The 16,029-nt window shown below is 61.6% G+C and carries 13 protein-coding genes and 1 tRNA gene; 3 read left to right on the top strand and 11 right to left on the bottom strand.

What is annotated here, in order from left to right; genetic code table 11:
• Positions 1-24: 24 nt before the first annotated feature.
• A complete protein-coding gene (locus tag FJ977_RS27155) occupies positions 25-201 on the bottom strand; it encodes a hypothetical protein (protein ID WP_140775262.1) in 177 nt (58 codons plus the stop codon).
• 162 nt (positions 202-363) lie between these two features.
• Between FJ977_RS27155 and FJ977_RS27150 the strand changes: the two genes are divergently transcribed.
• Positions 364-438: transfer RNA gene (locus FJ977_RS27150), tRNA-Thr, on the top strand.
• Between the two features lie 196 nt (positions 439-634).
• Here the strand turns inward: FJ977_RS27150 and FJ977_RS27145 are convergent.
• The 5 genes from FJ977_RS27145 to FJ977_RS27125 form a co-directional block, all read right to left on the bottom strand.
• Positions 635-1,396, bottom strand: a complete 762-nt coding sequence (locus tag FJ977_RS27145) for a hypothetical protein (protein WP_140775261.1) — start codon at positions 1,394-1,396, stop codon at positions 635-637.
• Between the two features lie 287 nt (positions 1,397-1,683).
• Positions 1,684-2,643, bottom strand: coding sequence for an aldo/keto reductase (locus tag FJ977_RS27140; RefSeq protein WP_140775260.1), 960 nt, complete (start codon positions 2,641-2,643; stop codon positions 1,684-1,686).
• A 184-nt stretch (positions 2,644-2,827) separates the two neighbouring features.
• Positions 2,828-3,652: a DUF1194 domain-containing protein gene (locus tag FJ977_RS27135; RefSeq protein WP_140775259.1), complete on the bottom strand. Its 825-nt coding sequence runs from the start codon at positions 3,650-3,652 to the stop codon at positions 2,828-2,830.
• A gap of 45 nt (positions 3,653-3,697) precedes the next feature.
• Positions 3,698-4,384 (bottom strand): hypothetical protein, encoded by a 687-nt coding sequence (locus FJ977_RS27130; protein WP_246683353.1) that lies wholly within the window; start codon positions 4,382-4,384, stop codon positions 3,698-3,700.
• 102 nt (positions 4,385-4,486) lie between these two features.
• On the bottom strand, positions 4,487-5,479 hold the full coding sequence (locus tag FJ977_RS27125) for a DMT family transporter (RefSeq protein ID WP_140775623.1): 993 nt from the start codon (positions 5,477-5,479) through the stop codon (positions 4,487-4,489).
• A 224-nt stretch (positions 5,480-5,703) separates the two neighbouring features.
• On the opposite strand from FJ977_RS27125, the gene FJ977_RS27120 reads away from it, so the two are divergent.
• The gene (locus FJ977_RS27120) at positions 5,704-7,680 is read left to right on the top strand and encodes a BTAD domain-containing putative transcriptional regulator (RefSeq protein WP_140775257.1); all 1,977 of its coding nucleotides are present in this window, start codon (positions 5,704-5,706) and stop codon (positions 7,678-7,680) included.
• 93 nt (positions 7,681-7,773) lie between these two features.
• On the top strand, positions 7,774-8,637 hold the full coding sequence (locus FJ977_RS27115; RefSeq protein ID WP_140775256.1) for a methyltransferase domain-containing protein: 864 nt from the start codon (positions 7,774-7,776) through the stop codon (positions 8,635-8,637).
• An 82-nt stretch (positions 8,638-8,719) separates the two neighbouring features.
• Here FJ977_RS27115 and FJ977_RS27110 read toward each other — a convergent pair whose 3' ends face one another.
• From FJ977_RS27110 to FJ977_RS27090, 5 genes are all read right to left on the bottom strand, one after another.
• The gene (locus tag FJ977_RS27110) at positions 8,720-9,472 is read right to left on the bottom strand and encodes a GGDEF domain-containing protein (protein ID WP_246683352.1); all 753 of its coding nucleotides are present in this window, start codon (positions 9,470-9,472) and stop codon (positions 8,720-8,722) included.
• Between the two features lie 131 nt (positions 9,473-9,603).
• Positions 9,604-10,326 carry a thermonuclease family protein gene (locus FJ977_RS27105; RefSeq protein WP_246683351.1) on the bottom strand — a complete coding sequence of 241 codons (723 nt, stop codon included), beginning with the start codon at positions 10,324-10,326 and terminating at the stop codon, positions 9,604-9,606.
• Positions 10,327-10,344: 18 nt separating this feature from the next.
• Positions 10,345-11,544 (bottom strand): ABC transporter substrate-binding protein, encoded by a 1,200-nt coding sequence (locus FJ977_RS27100; RefSeq protein ID WP_140775255.1) that lies wholly within the window; start codon positions 11,542-11,544, stop codon positions 10,345-10,347.
• 342 nt (positions 11,545-11,886) lie between these two features.
• Complete coding sequence (locus FJ977_RS27095) at positions 11,887-12,255, bottom strand: hypothetical protein (RefSeq protein ID WP_140775254.1); 369 nt, start codon at positions 12,253-12,255, stop codon at positions 11,887-11,889.
• Between the two features lie 72 nt (positions 12,256-12,327).
• Positions 12,328-16,029 (bottom strand): VCBS domain-containing protein (locus tag FJ977_RS27090; protein ID WP_140775253.1); only part of this gene is annotated, 3,702 nt, incomplete at its 5' end.

Raw genomic sequence — 16,029 nt, 5'->3', positions numbered from 1 at the left:
CGGTCCAAGAGTGGCCGATTTGAGTTAATCTTTTTGTATTTCCCGGGCCGAGCCGAGCCCTTCCGGCCTCTGGTCGGCTTCACCTGTACGGCGCGAGCGCGATTGCGCCTTGCGTTTCTGCAGATTGGCGCGCAACTGCTCGGCGAGCCGGTCCTTGCGGTCCGTGCCGCCCTTTTTCGGTGATATCGTCTTGTCGCTCATTGTCCCGTCCCGGCCGGCGACCGGCCAACCCTGTTGTTCAGGGATAGCCAACATTGTGGCGCCGCCATGTCATTAAAAGCTATCCGGCAAAGGCTTTCACAGAAGCGTTGTTCTTGGCCTTGCGCTTACCGGTTCGATATGGCAGAAGCCCCGCCATCGGCGGCTGCGGTAGCTCAGTGGTAGAGCACTCCCTTGGTAAGGGAGAGGTCGAGAGTTCAATCCTCTCTCGCAGCACCAGTTCTTCCGAACAGTTTCAATGCGATGTCGTTGCCGGTCACGTTTTCCCGGCACTGGCAGGCGAACGAAGGACGCAGCACGGCACTTTGCCGGTGGAATTTCCGTGGACTTTGTTCCCTTGTGTTCCCGCAACCCCGCGGCGTGGTTACCCTTGCCTGCCTTGAGGTGGTGGCCGCTCGGTTGACCTGAAACGATCCTAGCTACGCATTTCGGCAATTTCTCTTTCGACGCGAAATATAGCCTCCTGGAGGCTGCGTTCGTCCGACATGTCGATGCTTAATGTTGATCTCTCTTTGCCGAGAAGGAGGCTTTTTACCCGGCGGATGATCGGTATCGATTGCAAGTTGGTTTTGGAATCTGCCTCGAACAGCCGCTCCATATAGCTCTGATGAAAGAGCCGGTCCTTCAGCCGTTTCGACAACAAGGGTTCGGCGGCGTCCACACTTATCGCAAGATCCGAAGTGGGTATCAGGTCCAGGACCGTCGCCAGTGACGCCGTGTCCGCAACTCCGCTAAACAGGCTAAGAGAGCAGACAGCCTGAATGAAACCCTGATCGAAAATCACAATTTCCCGATCGCCGACCGAATACTGCCAAGCCACTGATAGGGCAAGGATGTAGCGGCTGAACCTTATCAACCAAATCGGATTTCTCGGCGTTAAAATTCGGACCAGCTTGACTGTCAGCCTGAGTTCATCCGCGTTGTTCAAGGGACGGAAGACAAAGGCGGCGGTTCGCAGTATCGCCCTGACAACACGCTGGAAAGCGTACCAAAGTCCGCCAGGGTCAAGTGGTGTGGAATGGACACCGGGTTGATAGGAAAGCACGACTTTGGCAACGTAGCCCTGAGCTTGCAGACGGCGCTGAAGTGCATGTGCAAATGTTGTTTTGCCCGACCCGGCAGGGCCAAATAACTCGACAATCACGCGATCCGGCTCCGGTGATATGTTCCAAGCCAAGTCACCCTCGACCGGCCTCGGAACAACGACGTAGGGGCGAAACTCGAACACGTTCTCGAAGCAACCAGCAAGCTGCTACATACGTGAACTCGCACCATTTTTTGTTAGCCGACTTCCTCCGTTTGCATGAACCTTTCCTTACGAATTTGTAAGGAATCGATCGGTGAGCCTGTCAGGATGGCGTGGGTTCAAACGCCGAAGATGTGCTTGTGCTCGACGCGCAGCCGCGATTCGCAATCAATGGCCGCTTTGCGCCTCATTGGAGACCCCGGCAGGCTGGAAGTTGATCAGTCTTTCACGCCCATGGCGAGCGCGGCGGCGATGGCATCTAGCCGCTCGGGTGTTGGATGGTTCTTCAACCGCAGCAGATTGAAATCGAGGTGCTCCTTCTTGAACATGGAGACCAGGGTGACGCCTGCTGAATTGGTTGCGAATGCGTAATCGGCGAGAAATGCGACAGCAACGTCAGTCGGACTGCCGCGGTATCCGAGGTCGCCAAGAGCGGCCAGTATCTCCTTTTGCGCATTTAACGTCTCGACGATGCGATCGAGGCCTGAGAAGGACCCATGCGTCACAAACGTTTTGTGCCCGCGAGCGCGCTCCTTCAACTTCCCGAGGTTGGGCTCCAGCGGGGTATTGGCAATCTGAACGAATCGATAGGGCAGCGCTTCATCGAGAGCCGTCATTCCAGCCTCGAGGTCTCCTGCGACCGAAATGGCCCGGGCCTTCCCGTCCTGAACCACGCGCTCCACGGTCCGGATGATATCCTCGCGAACAAGTTCCTCGGCGGTCGGACGGTGCAGCGCAAGGACATCGACGTAATCCGTGCGAAGACGCCGCAGGCTCTCCTCGACGCTTGATCTTATCAACTCCGCGGACAGCGGCACCTTGAAGGGCGTGGGCCGCACTCTTGAAGCATACCGCTTGAGCGCCGGAACCGTCGCAATGGCGATCCGTGACAACGGCTTCAGCACGCGCATGGTAGCGGAGGTCTTCGGCGGACGCATGCCAACCTTGGTGCAGACGTAGACGCTATCGCGCTTCCTGGATGCAAATTCGCCCCAGATCGATTCCGCCATCCCGTCGCCATAGGAAGGCGCTACGTCGTACCACGTTATCCCCGCCTCGTAAGCGCGCTCGAGCGTCTCGAGCCCCTTGCGAACTCCGATGCGAGAACCAAGCGAAGCGCAGCCAAAGCCGACACTTGATACCTTGCTGCCGATAGCTTCGACAAAGACCAGCTTCATGACGAAGACTCGTTTTCAAGCCGGCATCAAGCCCGCCCCCAACCTTAGTCGACTGACATTTTGTCTTTCTGTCAAGGCATGGCGTCCTTGGGGGGAGTCCCGGCTTCCTGCGCCCATTTCGGGCAAAACCCGAACAGCGTGCTCGGCCTCGTCCTTTTCGATCAGCGCGCCATAGTGGCGTTTGCTACCTGATGCCGGGAATTCGTGGGTCGACGTCCATGCTTACTTCCGTCACCAGCTTCCGGCGCAGGGCCGTGGCATAGTCGCTTGGGCCCTTCGGTGTCATGACGAAGGCTTGCGAGCCGCCAATCACCGATTGGGCGAAATAGGATGCCAATGGTTGGTCGGGATTCTCATCTTCTGCTGGGATGGCGATCGCATTGATCGTGTATCCCTTGGCGATGGCGTTGAGCCTGCTGGGCTGGACGGGAAGGCCATCGTTGTTCTCACCGTTGGAAGAGATGTCGATCACTTTCTTGGCCGCCTTTCCAGGAAACTGATCGAGCAGAAGCGTTCCGACGTCGATGGCCGAGGAAACGGATGTGCCGCTTCGCCCCCTGCGAATATGGCCGGTATCGCCTCTCTTGCTGATCACCGAGGCCGCCGCCTTGGCATCTTCCAGCCCGCAGATGCTTGTCCACGGCAGCACGATGCGTGTGTGCCCGGGGCTTGACCATTCAAAGTAGGCCACGCTGATGCAGCCAACATAATTTCGGGTGATGGCCGCGATAATCTCGGGCGAGGTGAGCGCCGCGGCATGCCCCTCGCGCTGCATGTCGGCAATCTCCGGATCAATCGAGGACGAGAAATCGACCGCGAACACGACAGCAACATCAACATTGGCGGCACGGGCTTGCGGCGCCCAAAACACCGAAGCGGCAAGGATTCCCGCCAGTCTCAGATATGAGCTGGCCCGTTTTGCCGGCCCATTGGCCGGTCGTCCCGCCTGCTCGCGAAAGGAGGCCGCCGCGGACAAGGCGCCTGCGTCCTGATGCATGCTTTCGACCATGTTATTCTCCATCCCGACAACCGCTTGCTTTCAAGGCGGTCATTTTCAACATGTGGAAATTTGGCGTGGGGCCTTGGTCCCCACGCCGAACAGCAGCAGGTCGGCTTTGGTCCACAAAAGGTAACAGCCGAGCAAAGTCAGTGGCATGGCGAGCGCCGTGAAGGGCCCGCCCGACCAGACCTCCAGCAGCGCCCAGCCAAGGGCGACGGTTGTCGCCAGCATCGCCGGCAACCGGCTGGCAAGCACCGCGCTGCGGAACGGATCTGGCCAGCCGGCCGGCCACATGGGAACCGGCGTGCCCGGCCTGTGGAAGGTGCTGCCGAATTTGCCCAGCGCATGCAGCAGGCCGGAGGTCGCCGCGAGTAGCGGCTCGCCGAGCAGCAGCAGGGCAACGCCAAGCCCGATGGCGCCTATGCCCGACAGGAAGTCGCCCAGACGGTTCAGGGCGGGATCGGGAGCATCCGGCCTTGCCCAGGCTCGGTGATAGGCCTCGCCGCCGCAGAAGAAGACCAAGGTCGCCAAGGTCAGCGCAACAGTGCCATGGCTGCCGGCGAAATAGTCCATCACCGCGGCGGTGACAGCGCCTTCCTCGTAGAAGCCGACCGGCGCGGCGGCAATCTGGATCGCAAAACCGACGATGAGGCCGAGTGCGTTGCCGCTGTTGTAGTAGCCGCCGGGTCCCTTCAGGCGGGCACGAAGCGCCGATACCAGATGGGCGAGCGGAAGAAGCATTGCCCGCGCGCTCACCACCGCGACCTCGCGACAAGTCCAATCGCCGTCGATAGGGCGATCGGCCCCGTGCCGAGGAGCGGTCGGGTCGGGAATGCGTTCGCATCACCGGCAAGTTTCATCGCATTCCTCCATGGGATATGAAGTGGCGGCGGGACGATCGCCCGCCCAGGCTGCGGGTGCGCCGGCGAGGGCCGCGTTGAAGCTCTGAATTGGACCGGCCAGCAAAGCCGCGCGTGCACGCGGCGCTCGGCTCGACATTGCGACGGACAGGATCGCACCGAGAATGATCGCGGCACCCAGTGCGCCCGCGGGAGAGTTCCGTTCGCCGAGGAAGATCGCCGCGCCTAAAGCCCCGAAGACGCTTTCGGCACTGACGATCACGGCGGCATGACTGGCGGGGGTGAAGCGCTGGGCGGCAATCTGTATGCCGAAAGCGATCGCGGTGGAGAACACGCCGAGGACCGCCAGTTCCGGTCCGGCTGCAAATGCCGCGGCCAGCGACAAGTTGCCTTGCATTGCCCCGAGCGGCAGGGCGAAGGCGGCGGCGCCCAGGAACTGTGTCGCCGCGCTGGTGAACGGCCGCGCATGGGCTTGCATGTACCGGCCGAGCTCGACCATCCACAGCGCATAGCAGGCGGCCGACAGGATGGCGGTGAGATCGCCGCCGCCGAGACTGCCGATCCCGCCGGACAGAAGCAGGGCGCCGACCACGGTCAGCCCGGCGGCGACCGCGAGGCTCGCGGTCGGACGTTCACCGATGAGCAGCCAGGCGGCAAGTGGCGTCATCACGGTTGCCGTGCTCACCAGGAAGCTTGCATTTGTGACCGTGGCGCCGAGATAGCAAAGCTGCTGAAGCGTGATGGAGACGGCAAACAACGCGCCCACCCTGACCAGACTGGAAAAATGGCCCGGCCCTGCGGGCAGTCGCCTTTCGGTCAAGACAAAGGGCAGCACAAGCAACCCCCCGATCAGGCAGCGCAAGCCGACTGCACTCAGTGCGTCAAGATGAACAAGCACCGTCTTTTGTGCGACGTTGCCAAAGCCCCACAGGGCAGCGGCAAACAGCAGCAGCAAATTGGCCTTAAGCTCGGACATCCACCGCACCCCTTGGAGTAGCCTGTCGCGGGCTTGCGATGGCTCCAACCATTTCAGGGCGGCCGGTTTCCGTCCCCCACAACCGGCGTTTCGTTCAGTTGCCCCTACTTGAGCGATGTCTTAATTGATCTGCCGTCACGGTAGCGCTTGAGCGCGTGGTTCCACCGGTTGCTAAGCGTTAGTTTTGAGTTAGAATTTCGTTAGGCTGGGAAGCTGTTAAGAACATGCAAAGTGGGGACAGCGTCGCCGCAAGTAAAATCTCACTCTTCGGCGGCTTTCGAATTGAGAAGGAAACTGTCGGTCCGCTCTGGCTGACCGGGAAGCGGGGCCCCGCGATCATTGCCTATCTGGCCCGGTGTCCAGGCATGACGGCGACAAGGGAGAAGCTGGCTGATCTGCTATGGAGCGATAGCGATAGCGAACACTCGCGCAACAGCTTGCGGCAGACCCTCAGCGTTCTACGCCGGGATCTGTCGCGGGCGGGCGTGGATATCATCCATTCCCGGAGGGAGTTGATAGGCCTCAGGCCGGACGCGGTCCGAGTTGATGTCGAGGAATTTGAATCCGGGCTCTCCGCCCGCTCCGCGCCGGACCTCGAGACAGCTCTGGCGCACTATACCGGACCGTTTCTCGATGGCGTCTATCTGGGGAGCAACGCTTTCGATGACTGGGCGGCGTCGGAACGCGACAGGCTGCTGGGCCGTGCGCTTGAGTCCTTTGAAAAACTTGCCCGCCTCGTGGACACGGAGGCCGGGTTGGCCCTGGCCGATCGAATTCTGGGCATGGAGCCGACGCGGGAGGAGTCCTATCGGCTCAAGATGGAATTGCTTGCCGCATGCGGCCAGCGCGACAGGGCGATAAGGACATACGAGGCTTGCAGGAGCATGCTGAAGAAGGAGTTCGGCGTCGAAGCGAGCCCGGAGACGCGGGCGCTATGGCAATCCCTGCTGTCTGCCGCCGACACGACAAATCCGCAGTCGGCCAACGCTGCTCCAGCCAGCCAGCGCCCCGGGCGCCCATCCATCAGCGTTGCCGACTTCGTCAATCTGACGGGAAAGCGAGGCGATGACTTTTTCGCCAAGGGGCTCGTCCAGGACATTACCACGGCCCTCTCCGAGGTTGCCGACTATGTCGTGCTCTCCGGGCTCCCGTCTTTGGAGAAGAACGGCGATGAACTCAAAACGCCGGCCTTGTTTCGAGCGCGTTACATGCTCAATGGCAGCATTCAGCGATCCGGCGACGAATTGAGGGTGAACGTCCAGCTTGCCGACGCCGGCAGCGGCCAGAATGTCTGGGCTCAGAAATTCGACGGCCACTCCGAGAACGCGCTCGAATTCCAGGACAGGATCGCACAGTCGGTTGTGCTGGCCGTGATCCTCGAACTGCAACTGACGAACTGGAAGGTTCGCGACAAAAGCCCCCCGGGTCCCCCCGAAGTGCGCAGGTTGGTGAACGAAGCTCTCATGAAGTATTTTGAGATGACCCGGGACTCGTTGTTGGTCGGGATAGAGCTCGCCGAGAAGGCCCTTTCGGTAGGCCCCGACAATGCCCGTGCACAGCGAACGCTTTCGATCGCAATCTCCATGAGCGTGGCGTTCGGCGCGCTGCCTCGGGAGCAGGCGCAGATCGAGCGTGCGATTGAGCTTGCGAAAGCATCGGTACTGGCGGTGCCTGACGACGAAATTGCCCGCTGCATCCTGTCATTCGCTCTTGAAAGTTCCGGCCGTATCGACGAGGCGATCGCCGAATGCCAACACGCGATCAGTCTCAACCCAAGCTACCCGTCTGGCCACGGCGACATTTCGATGCTTTTTGCGCTGCGCGGACAGGTCAGTGAAGCAGTGCGTGAGGCCAATGAGGCAATCCGGCTCGGAACGCATGACGTCATCGATTTCTGGCGTCACCACGGCCTGGTTGTGGCGCTGTTTGCCGGCGGAGATGACCGGCGGGCGCTTGAGGTCGCCCGCAAGGTGGTCAGGACAAAGCCGGGCTTTGTTCGCGGCGCCCTTTATTGGGCCGCGAGCGCTTCGGCCACCGGAAACAACGAAGAAGCGTCGCGGGCCATCCATCACTGCCTGTCACAGCTTCCTCATCTCAACCTGGGCAATGTCTGCCCCGGCTTTGTGCCACGCTACGTGAAGGATCATCATCACTCGAGATTCCTTGAAATGCTGTCGAGGGCTGGCCTTCCGAGTTCTTGATGTGGAGTCATGAAGCGCCTGGGAACAACTGGAGATTGATGGAGTGTTTTGCGGAATAGTCTAGGATGCCGGAGGCGATCGAGGGTGCGCGCCATGGGATCCCAGCCGACCGACACAAAACGCCGCTACGAGTATGAGCTCGGCCACACTGATCGGGAGTTGCGACGGTTGGCGACCCAAGCTGCGCTGGTCGAGCCGTTCACACGAAGTTATTTGCAACGCGCCGGGGTAAGTCAGGGCATGCGGGTGCTGGATGTCGGCAGCGGCGCCGGCGACGTCGCTTTTCTTGCCGCGGATTTGGTTGGACCGGCCGGGGAGGTCGTCGGAACCGACCGATCGCCGACGGCGGTTGTCGCCGCGACCGCACGAGCGAAAGAGCATCTGCTAAGCAATGTCGGCTTTGTCGAAGGCGATCCGGCGAAATTGACGTTTGACGTTCCATTCGATGCGATCGTCGGCCGGTATGTGCTGATGTTCTCCCCGGATCCCGTCGAGATGCTGAGAGGCATGACCAGGCACCTCAGACCCGGCGGCGTCATCGTCTTCCACGAGGTGGACTGGACAGGGGCGGGTTCTTTTCCGCCGGCGCCGACTTACGACCGTTGTTTCCGATACATCGTGGAGACGTTCCACAAGGTAGGCACCAATCCCTACATGGGCCTGAGACTTCATGCGGCCTTCATCGAGGCCGGTCTGCCTGCGCCGACGATGGCGGTCAGCGCCCTGGCTGGTGGCGGCTCCGATGGACTAAGCGGCATCGACCTCATTTCCGATCTCGCCGTCACCATGGCACCGGTTATGGAACAGACCGGCGTTATCAATGCCCTGGACCTTCAACCCGAAAGCCTGCAGGAGCGGATACGCGAGGAGGCCACCACCAACGGAAGCGTCGTCGTCGGTCGCTACGAGGTTGGAGCATGGGCTCGCCTGACAGGATCATCCCCGGCCCGCCAATGAACGGAAAGGCCGTTTCCTCTATTCCCGCAGCACCAGGTTTCCTGGTTTCTTGAATTGGCCTGCTTTGGCGCCCCGGCTGTTGTCAGCTGTGCAGATGCGTCAGTTCGAACCCCGCGTCATCCTGCGCGTCGGACAGCTGTTGTTCGGCGGACCGGAACATGTCCGAGAACTCCATCTCGTTCTCCAACATCACACCGCCGACCTTTATGGTGAGGACATCCTCGGTGCCTTTTGGCGCGAAATAGACCTGTGCGACACGCGTCCGGATACGTTCGCCGACTTCCCTGGCCTCTGCTTCCGTCGCGCCCGAGAGGAAAACTCCGAACATCGAGGCCCCGATGCGTCCGACCAGATCCTCCTCGCGCACCGACGACTGTATGGTCGAGACGATGAGCCGCAAGGCCTCGTCGCCCCATTCGAGGCCAAAGCGCATGTTGATGGACCGAAGGTGCTCCGGGTGGATGATCAGGAAGGCGCCCGAGCGTGGTCCTGGCCCTGATCGCTTGGCGGCCCGTCGTTCAATCATCGACGTGAAGACCGGCCCGTTCAGGCAGCCCGTCAGCCTGTCATACGTTCCGGACTTGTTGAGCTCCTGCCGGTAGCGGTGGATTTCGACCCGGTTCCAGCCGATCAGCGCGAAAAGCGGCAGGCCGATGATCACCGGCAGCAGTCCCGCGGTGATCATGCTGCGGGCGAACGGCGTCAGCGTGTCACTGAACAGGAGCATGTAGTTCAATCCAAGGGAAAGGCCGAGGCTCCCGGCTGTTCCCAGGAACGTCAACCACGCGACGCGCTTCCAGGGCTGGGCAGTGGTGGTCGCCATTGGTCTCGTCATTGGCCAATCTCCTGTCAGATCAGCTGGTATAAGGCCTGCCTGCCGTAATTTCGGTTTCGCCGAACCGTACAATTTGAACGATCCATCCTTGGTCTTCGCGCGACTTCGGCAACCGAGCCTGTCCCTCCAGCCTATCGCGGCGGCCCGAAGATACCCATCTCGGCATCCCTGGCGATTGCTTCCGCCTTGCCATAGATGCCACTGGGCAGCGCCATGGCCCAACCATTGGCGACGAGCCAGGCGCCGACATCCTGCTTGCCCAGCCGGCACGGCGCGGCGATGGCAAAGCGCTCGGTTTCCGGCGGCAGAACACAGGTCAGCGCGCGCCCCCGCAGCCAGGCATTGAAGGCCGCGCGGGCGCGCAGCCCACAGGGCCAGGCTTGGTCGCGAAACGAGCAGGTCTGGGCCACGTCGATGTCCAGGGCCCCGCTGATGACCACCTTCCGTCCCATCGATTCGAAAGTCGCCGACGACGTTGCAATTGGATGGTAGAGCAGGGTTTCGCGCCAGTCTTGCGGCATTGGAGTCCTGGGGCGGACGGCGAGGCCGAGTTCACCGAGCGGCGGCCGGGCATCGACCCTCTCGACTTCCGAAGCGTCAACCGGCGGCGGGGCTATAAGGCTCTCGGCAATCCGCCGTGCCGGTTCTCGCCTTGATCCGTCGACAATGGCCGTATCCGCCGGGGCCGCTTGCTCGCCGGAATTTTCCAGCGACGGCGCAGGGCCGGGCCGGTCGAGGGAAAGCAAGGCTCCGGCCCGCATGATCAGGACAATTCCGACCAGCAGTTCAAGGCCCCCGACCGCGATCATCAGGCGGGCATGCCGGCCCATCAGGCCATCGCGGCGTTCGAGCAAGGTCCCGCCGGCAGCCGGTCAGAAACCCGACGTCGATTTGGCAACCAGTTTGAGCACACCCTTTTCTATCCGATAGAATGGCATCGATCTTTGGCTGGATCCGTCGGCGCGAAAACGGAACAGACCTGTCGATCCGCGAAACCCGTTCGGGTTTTCGAGCACCTGTTTGCTGAATCCGTCAGGTCCGACCGCGCTCGCTATCCCGGCTGTCAGGGCAACCATATCATAGGCATAGGCCACATTGACGTCGGCCGGGTAGTTGTATGTCGTCCTGAAGCGGTCGGCGATCGGTCCGGTTTCGCTTGAATCGAGCGTGGCGATGTATGCCCCCTCGAACAACGGATCCATGGGATGTTCCAGCCAGCGGTCCGTTCCGACGACAGAGATTGCCTTTCCCGGAATGCCCTTTGATTTGAGAGCGGCAAGGACGGGCGAGGGGCTGCCGTCGCCGCTGGCAACGATGACCGCGTCGGGAGCGTCGACGAGCGAGCCCATCTGGTCGATCGCCTTCGCGCCACCGTCGCCGGCCGAATAAGGCAGAGTGACCGCGAGCGTTGCGCCATAGATACTAAGGCCGTTCGCCACCCGCTTCTCCACGGCGCCGGCGTTTGAGCCTTCCGCGACCAGCAATACGAACTTCTTGCGGCCTTTCGCGGCGAGCCCAGCCGCGCCCGCCGCGGCGCTGTCGGCTTCGCTGAGGCGCACGGCATAAACCCCGGCGCCGCCCGCGAAATTATCGGCAAGCGCCAGGACCGGCGGCCGCTTTGATCCGGACAGCGTGGCAATATGCTGGGCCGCCGGCAGTTCGGTCGGACCGATGACCACTTTCGACCCCGTCGTTATGGCCTGTACGGCCTGCTTGCTGGCCTGTGCGCTGTCGCCCTTGGTGTCCTCGATCGTCAGCGTCAGCAATCCATTGCCGATATCGGTCATCGCCAGCTTGGCGGCGTCACGCATCTTCCTGCCGGTCTCCCCTGACGTCCCGGACGCCGACAAGGGCAGCAACATCGTGACTTTGGTCGAACCGGTGCCGAGCGACTGGCTCGCCTGGGCCGGACCGGCGCCGGCGGCGCCATTCTGGCCGGCAGGCGCGGCAACCGCGGCCGGATCGAGCACGTCGGAAACGCCGCCTTTCGACTGGCAGCCCGACACTATCGTGGCGAGCGCCAGGGCGATCGCCAAAACTTGCGGGTTGCGGACCTGCCGGCCTGCTTCCATGATTGCTCCACCCTGTGTCTGCCGCCGGGTATTTCCCCGGTCTGGTCTTCAATTCATGTTGCGGCGGATCTGCCGTGCCGTGTTGCCGTGCTCTTCAAGGAGGCGGGCCCTCAGCGCCTTGAGGATGGTTCGATCGCGCCTGCGGCGGCGGACGCGGATCACCCGGGAACCGGCTCATTGTGTCCGGCGCGATACTTCGTGCGGTGGTGTACAGGCCGTCCGCGGCAAGTTCCGTTGGACTGCGCGGCAACGGGCGATGCTGGTCAGGGGGATTATGCCGGCGACCGCCCCCAGGATCGATCGCTCGGCTGTCATGATGGCCAACAGGCGCGGCCTATCCTGTCAGTGCATGTACTCGACCATGCGATCGTGGAAGCACTCGCATTTGTTGAGTGTGTCTTCGTCCTTGTAGTTCGTCTTCAGATAGCCATAGGCCATGCCGCAGGCGACCTTGGCTTCCGATGCCCACACGAATGCCGGCCGGGATGAATTGATCCATTCCGAACTGTTGGCGACGGCGACCGACTCGTCCATCAGCTTCACCACCTGTTGCTTGAGATCGACGATATTGTCGGTCAGCACCAGGTTGGACGTGCTGACGGTGCGGCAATAGTCGCCCACAGGTCCCTCGATGATGTCGGCGGCGAAGCCCGTCGATCCAGCCAGCAGCAGCGCGGCGGCCGTAGCCAGCAATCTTCCACAACGCTTCATGTAAGTCCCTCTCCAAACTGCAATTTTACGTTTCGCTAATATATAGCACGGGACCACGGCCACGCATAAGTGCTAAATCGTGGCCGTGTGCTGCTGATGCTGCGTGTCGTCGTAGAGGATGTTGATCGTGCCGGCGGCAGGTGAGTTCTGCAGCAAGGCGACATCGACGAAGTTGGCGCCCGAGCCGCTAGTGTCCACGCTCAGCGTCTTGGTGCTGGTGTCGTAGTGCACGTAGTTCGTGATGTCGACGGCGGGTGCTTTATCGAACAGCGCAGTCAGGTCGATCTGGTCTCCCTGGCCCTTGTTGTAATCGGTGATCAGATCCTTGATATCCAGGTGCTCGAGCTTGAACGTATCGGCACCACCGCCGCCGGTCAGTATGTTGTAGCCCGGAGCAGAGATAAGAAGGTCATCGCCCGGTCCGCCCGACAGGATATTGGGATCATAGGCAGCGTCACCGGTAAGCGTGGCCTGGTGCCCATCATTGGCGTCGACAACGATGTCGAAGCCATGGCTGGCCTTGTCGCCGTCGCCATCCACGACATCGACATTGAAATGCAACCCGACATCATGCGGTATTTCGGTGGCGGTTGTCACACTGGTGGTGGTACCGCCAACAAGCAGTCCTGTATTGCCGGTATTGATAATTGAGACACCATACATCAGGCTGGCCGAACTGATGTCCAGAACGCCGTTGACAATGTTCATGCTGCCCTGATCGTGGGCAACTCCGTTCTGATCATAAGTGATCACACGAACAGCGTAGTTGCCTGTCATTGCATCGCCGTTGGAGCCCTGCAGGAAATTGATCGTGACGTGATCCATGCCAACTGCGGTCGTTGGATGGGTTGAAGAATTCTTGTCACCATCGCCCTGGAGAAATTTTAGCGTGATCGACTCTTTATTGTCCAAGGTTTGACCGGACCCTATGCCCAAACCATGGGTGTTCGAATTTATCGTGGCCTGATTGCCAAGATTTGTGCCTGAGGTCCATCCTGCGTTACCAGTAAAAAGTATATCAGTGTGGAGAGGGGTTGGTATATTATTCTTTACGGCTATTTGCTCAAGATAAAGGCCGTAATTATTGCCACCAAAGCTCCCGGCGTTGAGTGCTGTCGTATCTGTTACCACTATCGTGGGTACAGGATTGATCACCTCAAAGTTGTAGGTGCCATCCGCCTTCATCGTGACCGTGAAGTAAGGCTGCGTACCCGCGGCGTCGAAGAACGCCGTGTATTTGGCCGTGCCGGTGGCAGCATCGTAGGTCGATGTTGAATGGTCGATTTGTGATATGCTCGCCTGATTGGCCAGTGAAATCGCAATCGTCGACAGTCCGTCGGCGCCGGGCGTATATGACCAGTCGCCGGCATGCGCGCCAGCAGCGTTTGCAACGATCTGGCTCTCGATAGAGGCGATCTTAGGCACATCATCGACGACATCGATCTTGACCGTTCCGGTCACCGTGTTGCCGTTGGTGTCCTTCGCCGTGTAGGTGAAGCTTTCCGCGCCCGTCAGCGTGTTGGCGCCCTGCACCGCACCGCTGTTGAACGGCGATGTCAGCGTGTACGTCCAGGCGCCATTGGCCTGCAGTTCGAACACGCCATGCGCGGTCGTGGTGCTGATCGGCGTGTAGGTGATGCCGGTGCCGGTGACGGCGAGTTGCCCCGTGACCGTCTCCAGCGGGCTCGTCGGATTGGAACCCGTCACCGAACCATGCGTCAGGTCGGAGCCCGTGGTGGTGGTGTCGAGCGCGGCCTCGTACACCGTGCCGGTCTGGTTGACGGGAGCCAGCGTCACGTTGGCGACATTGATCGTCAGCGTCGTCGTCGAAGTGTCGCCGTCGCTGTCCTTGACGGTGTAGACGAATGTGTCGGTCGCGTTCGCCGAGATCGCGTTCGCCGTCGCCTTATACGTATATGAGCCGTCCGCCTGCAGTGTCAGTGTGCCGTATTGGCCGTTGATCTGCGTGTTGACGCCGGTGGTCACCGCCGTGCTGGTGTCGAGGCCAGCCGCGCGCACGCCGATCACACCGCCGCCGGCGGCATAGCCGTCGGCGCCGGGCACGTCGTTCGACAGCACGCCGCCGGCTGTATTGACCTGCAGCAGCGCGCCTTCCGTCACATTGCCGAAATCGGCATTGGCGGTAGGCACGTCGTCGACGATCTCGATGGTGATGGCTGCCGGGGCATTGGCGCCGGTCTTATCGGTAACCGTTAGGCCGAAGACGTCGGTTTCCGTCACATTGGGCACATCGGTGGTTGGAGAGGTCAGGTGATAGACATAGGTCGCAACCCCGGTTGCCGCATTGTAACTCGTGATCGTGAGTGTGCCGTGATCACCGTTGATTACATTGTTGTTGCCCAGGTTGGCGATGAGGATGGTCGTGCCCTTGACGGTGACAGAGGCAACATCGCTCAGGCCGTCCGGATCTGAAACCTTGAATGTGCCGTCGACATCGATGGTAGTTGGACCGACCTTGGAGCCCGCGGGCAGGCCGGCTTCGTACACCATGTCGTTGGCGCCACCAGGATTGCCGGTGTCAACCGTGATCGTGGGTGTGTCATTGGCGCCGTTGATGACGACGGTGACCTGTTGGTCGTCCCAGGCGCCCTTGTCGTCGGTGACGCGCACCGTGTAGGTCTCGGTCACGGTCTGGCCTTGCGCCAGCCCCTGCACGGCGGCGCTGCCGTTGTTGAGGGTGTAGGTCCACTGGCCGCTGCTGTTGACGCTGAAGCTGCCATAAGCCGTGCCGGTGCCCTGCGGGCTGTTGGGGCTGACGCTCCAAGCGGCCGTGTGACCGGTGTCGGGATCCGCCGAGGCCAACTGGCCGCTGGTGGTCAGCGTGCCGTCTTCAGTCACGCCGCCGGCCGCATTGCCCGCCGCATAGCTGATGACGGGGCTGTCGTTGGCGCCGGTGATGGTGACGGTCACGTCCTGGGTCGAGGTCGCGCCCTTGTCGTCCGTCACCGTCACGGTGAAGGTCTCGGTTGCGCTGGCACCTTCGGCCAGCGCGTTGGTTGCGGGCTTGCTGTTGTCCAGCGTGTAGGTCCACACGCCGGTGGTCGGGTTGACGGCGAAGCTGCCATAGGTGCCGGCGGCATTGCCGCTCCAGGTGGCCGTGGCGCCGGTGTCGGGGTCGTGCGAGGTCAGCGTGCCGGTCACTGTCGGCGTGCCGGCCGTCAGCGCGCCCGGATCGGTCGAGGTCGTGCCTGCGATCGCAGTGCCGGGATCGGCATTGCCGGCCTCGACGACCACACCCGTGGTGTCCCCGGTGATCGTGGGTGTGTCATTGGTGCCGTTGATCTCGAAGGTGATGGTCTTGGTGTCGGCGTCGCTGTCGTGATCGGTCAGCGTGTAGCCGAGCGAGACGTTGATGGTATCGCCGCTCTCCAGCGCCTGCGTCGCGGGCTTGCTGTTGTCCAGCACGAAGCTCCAGGTGCCGTTGGCGTTCTGCGTCAGCGTGCCGTAGTCGGTCAGGTTGATAGCGTTGACGCCCAGCGTGGCCGTCACCGTGCCCCAGCTCACCGAGCCCGAAGCCGCTGGGCCATCGGCGCCGAACGTGTTGTTGTAGTCGGTCGTGACGTTGCCGCCGACGGTGGTCGTGGCACCGTCCTCGGTCAGCGCGCCGGCATTCGCATTGTGCGCAGCAGGCACGTCGTCGACGATGACGATGCTGATGGTGCCGTCGCCATGGGTTCCGCCGATGCCGTCGACGGCGACCGCAACGCTGTCGGGCAGCGTGTTGTTGCCGTTGCCGGCGGGGTGGGTCTGCGC

Origin of the sequence: Mesorhizobium sp. B2-1-3A (assembly GCF_006442655.1) — a bacterium.
Taxonomy (GTDB): Bacteria; Pseudomonadota; Alphaproteobacteria; order Rhizobiales; family Rhizobiaceae; genus Mesorhizobium.
This window is presented reverse-complemented; position numbering and strand designations above follow the sequence as displayed.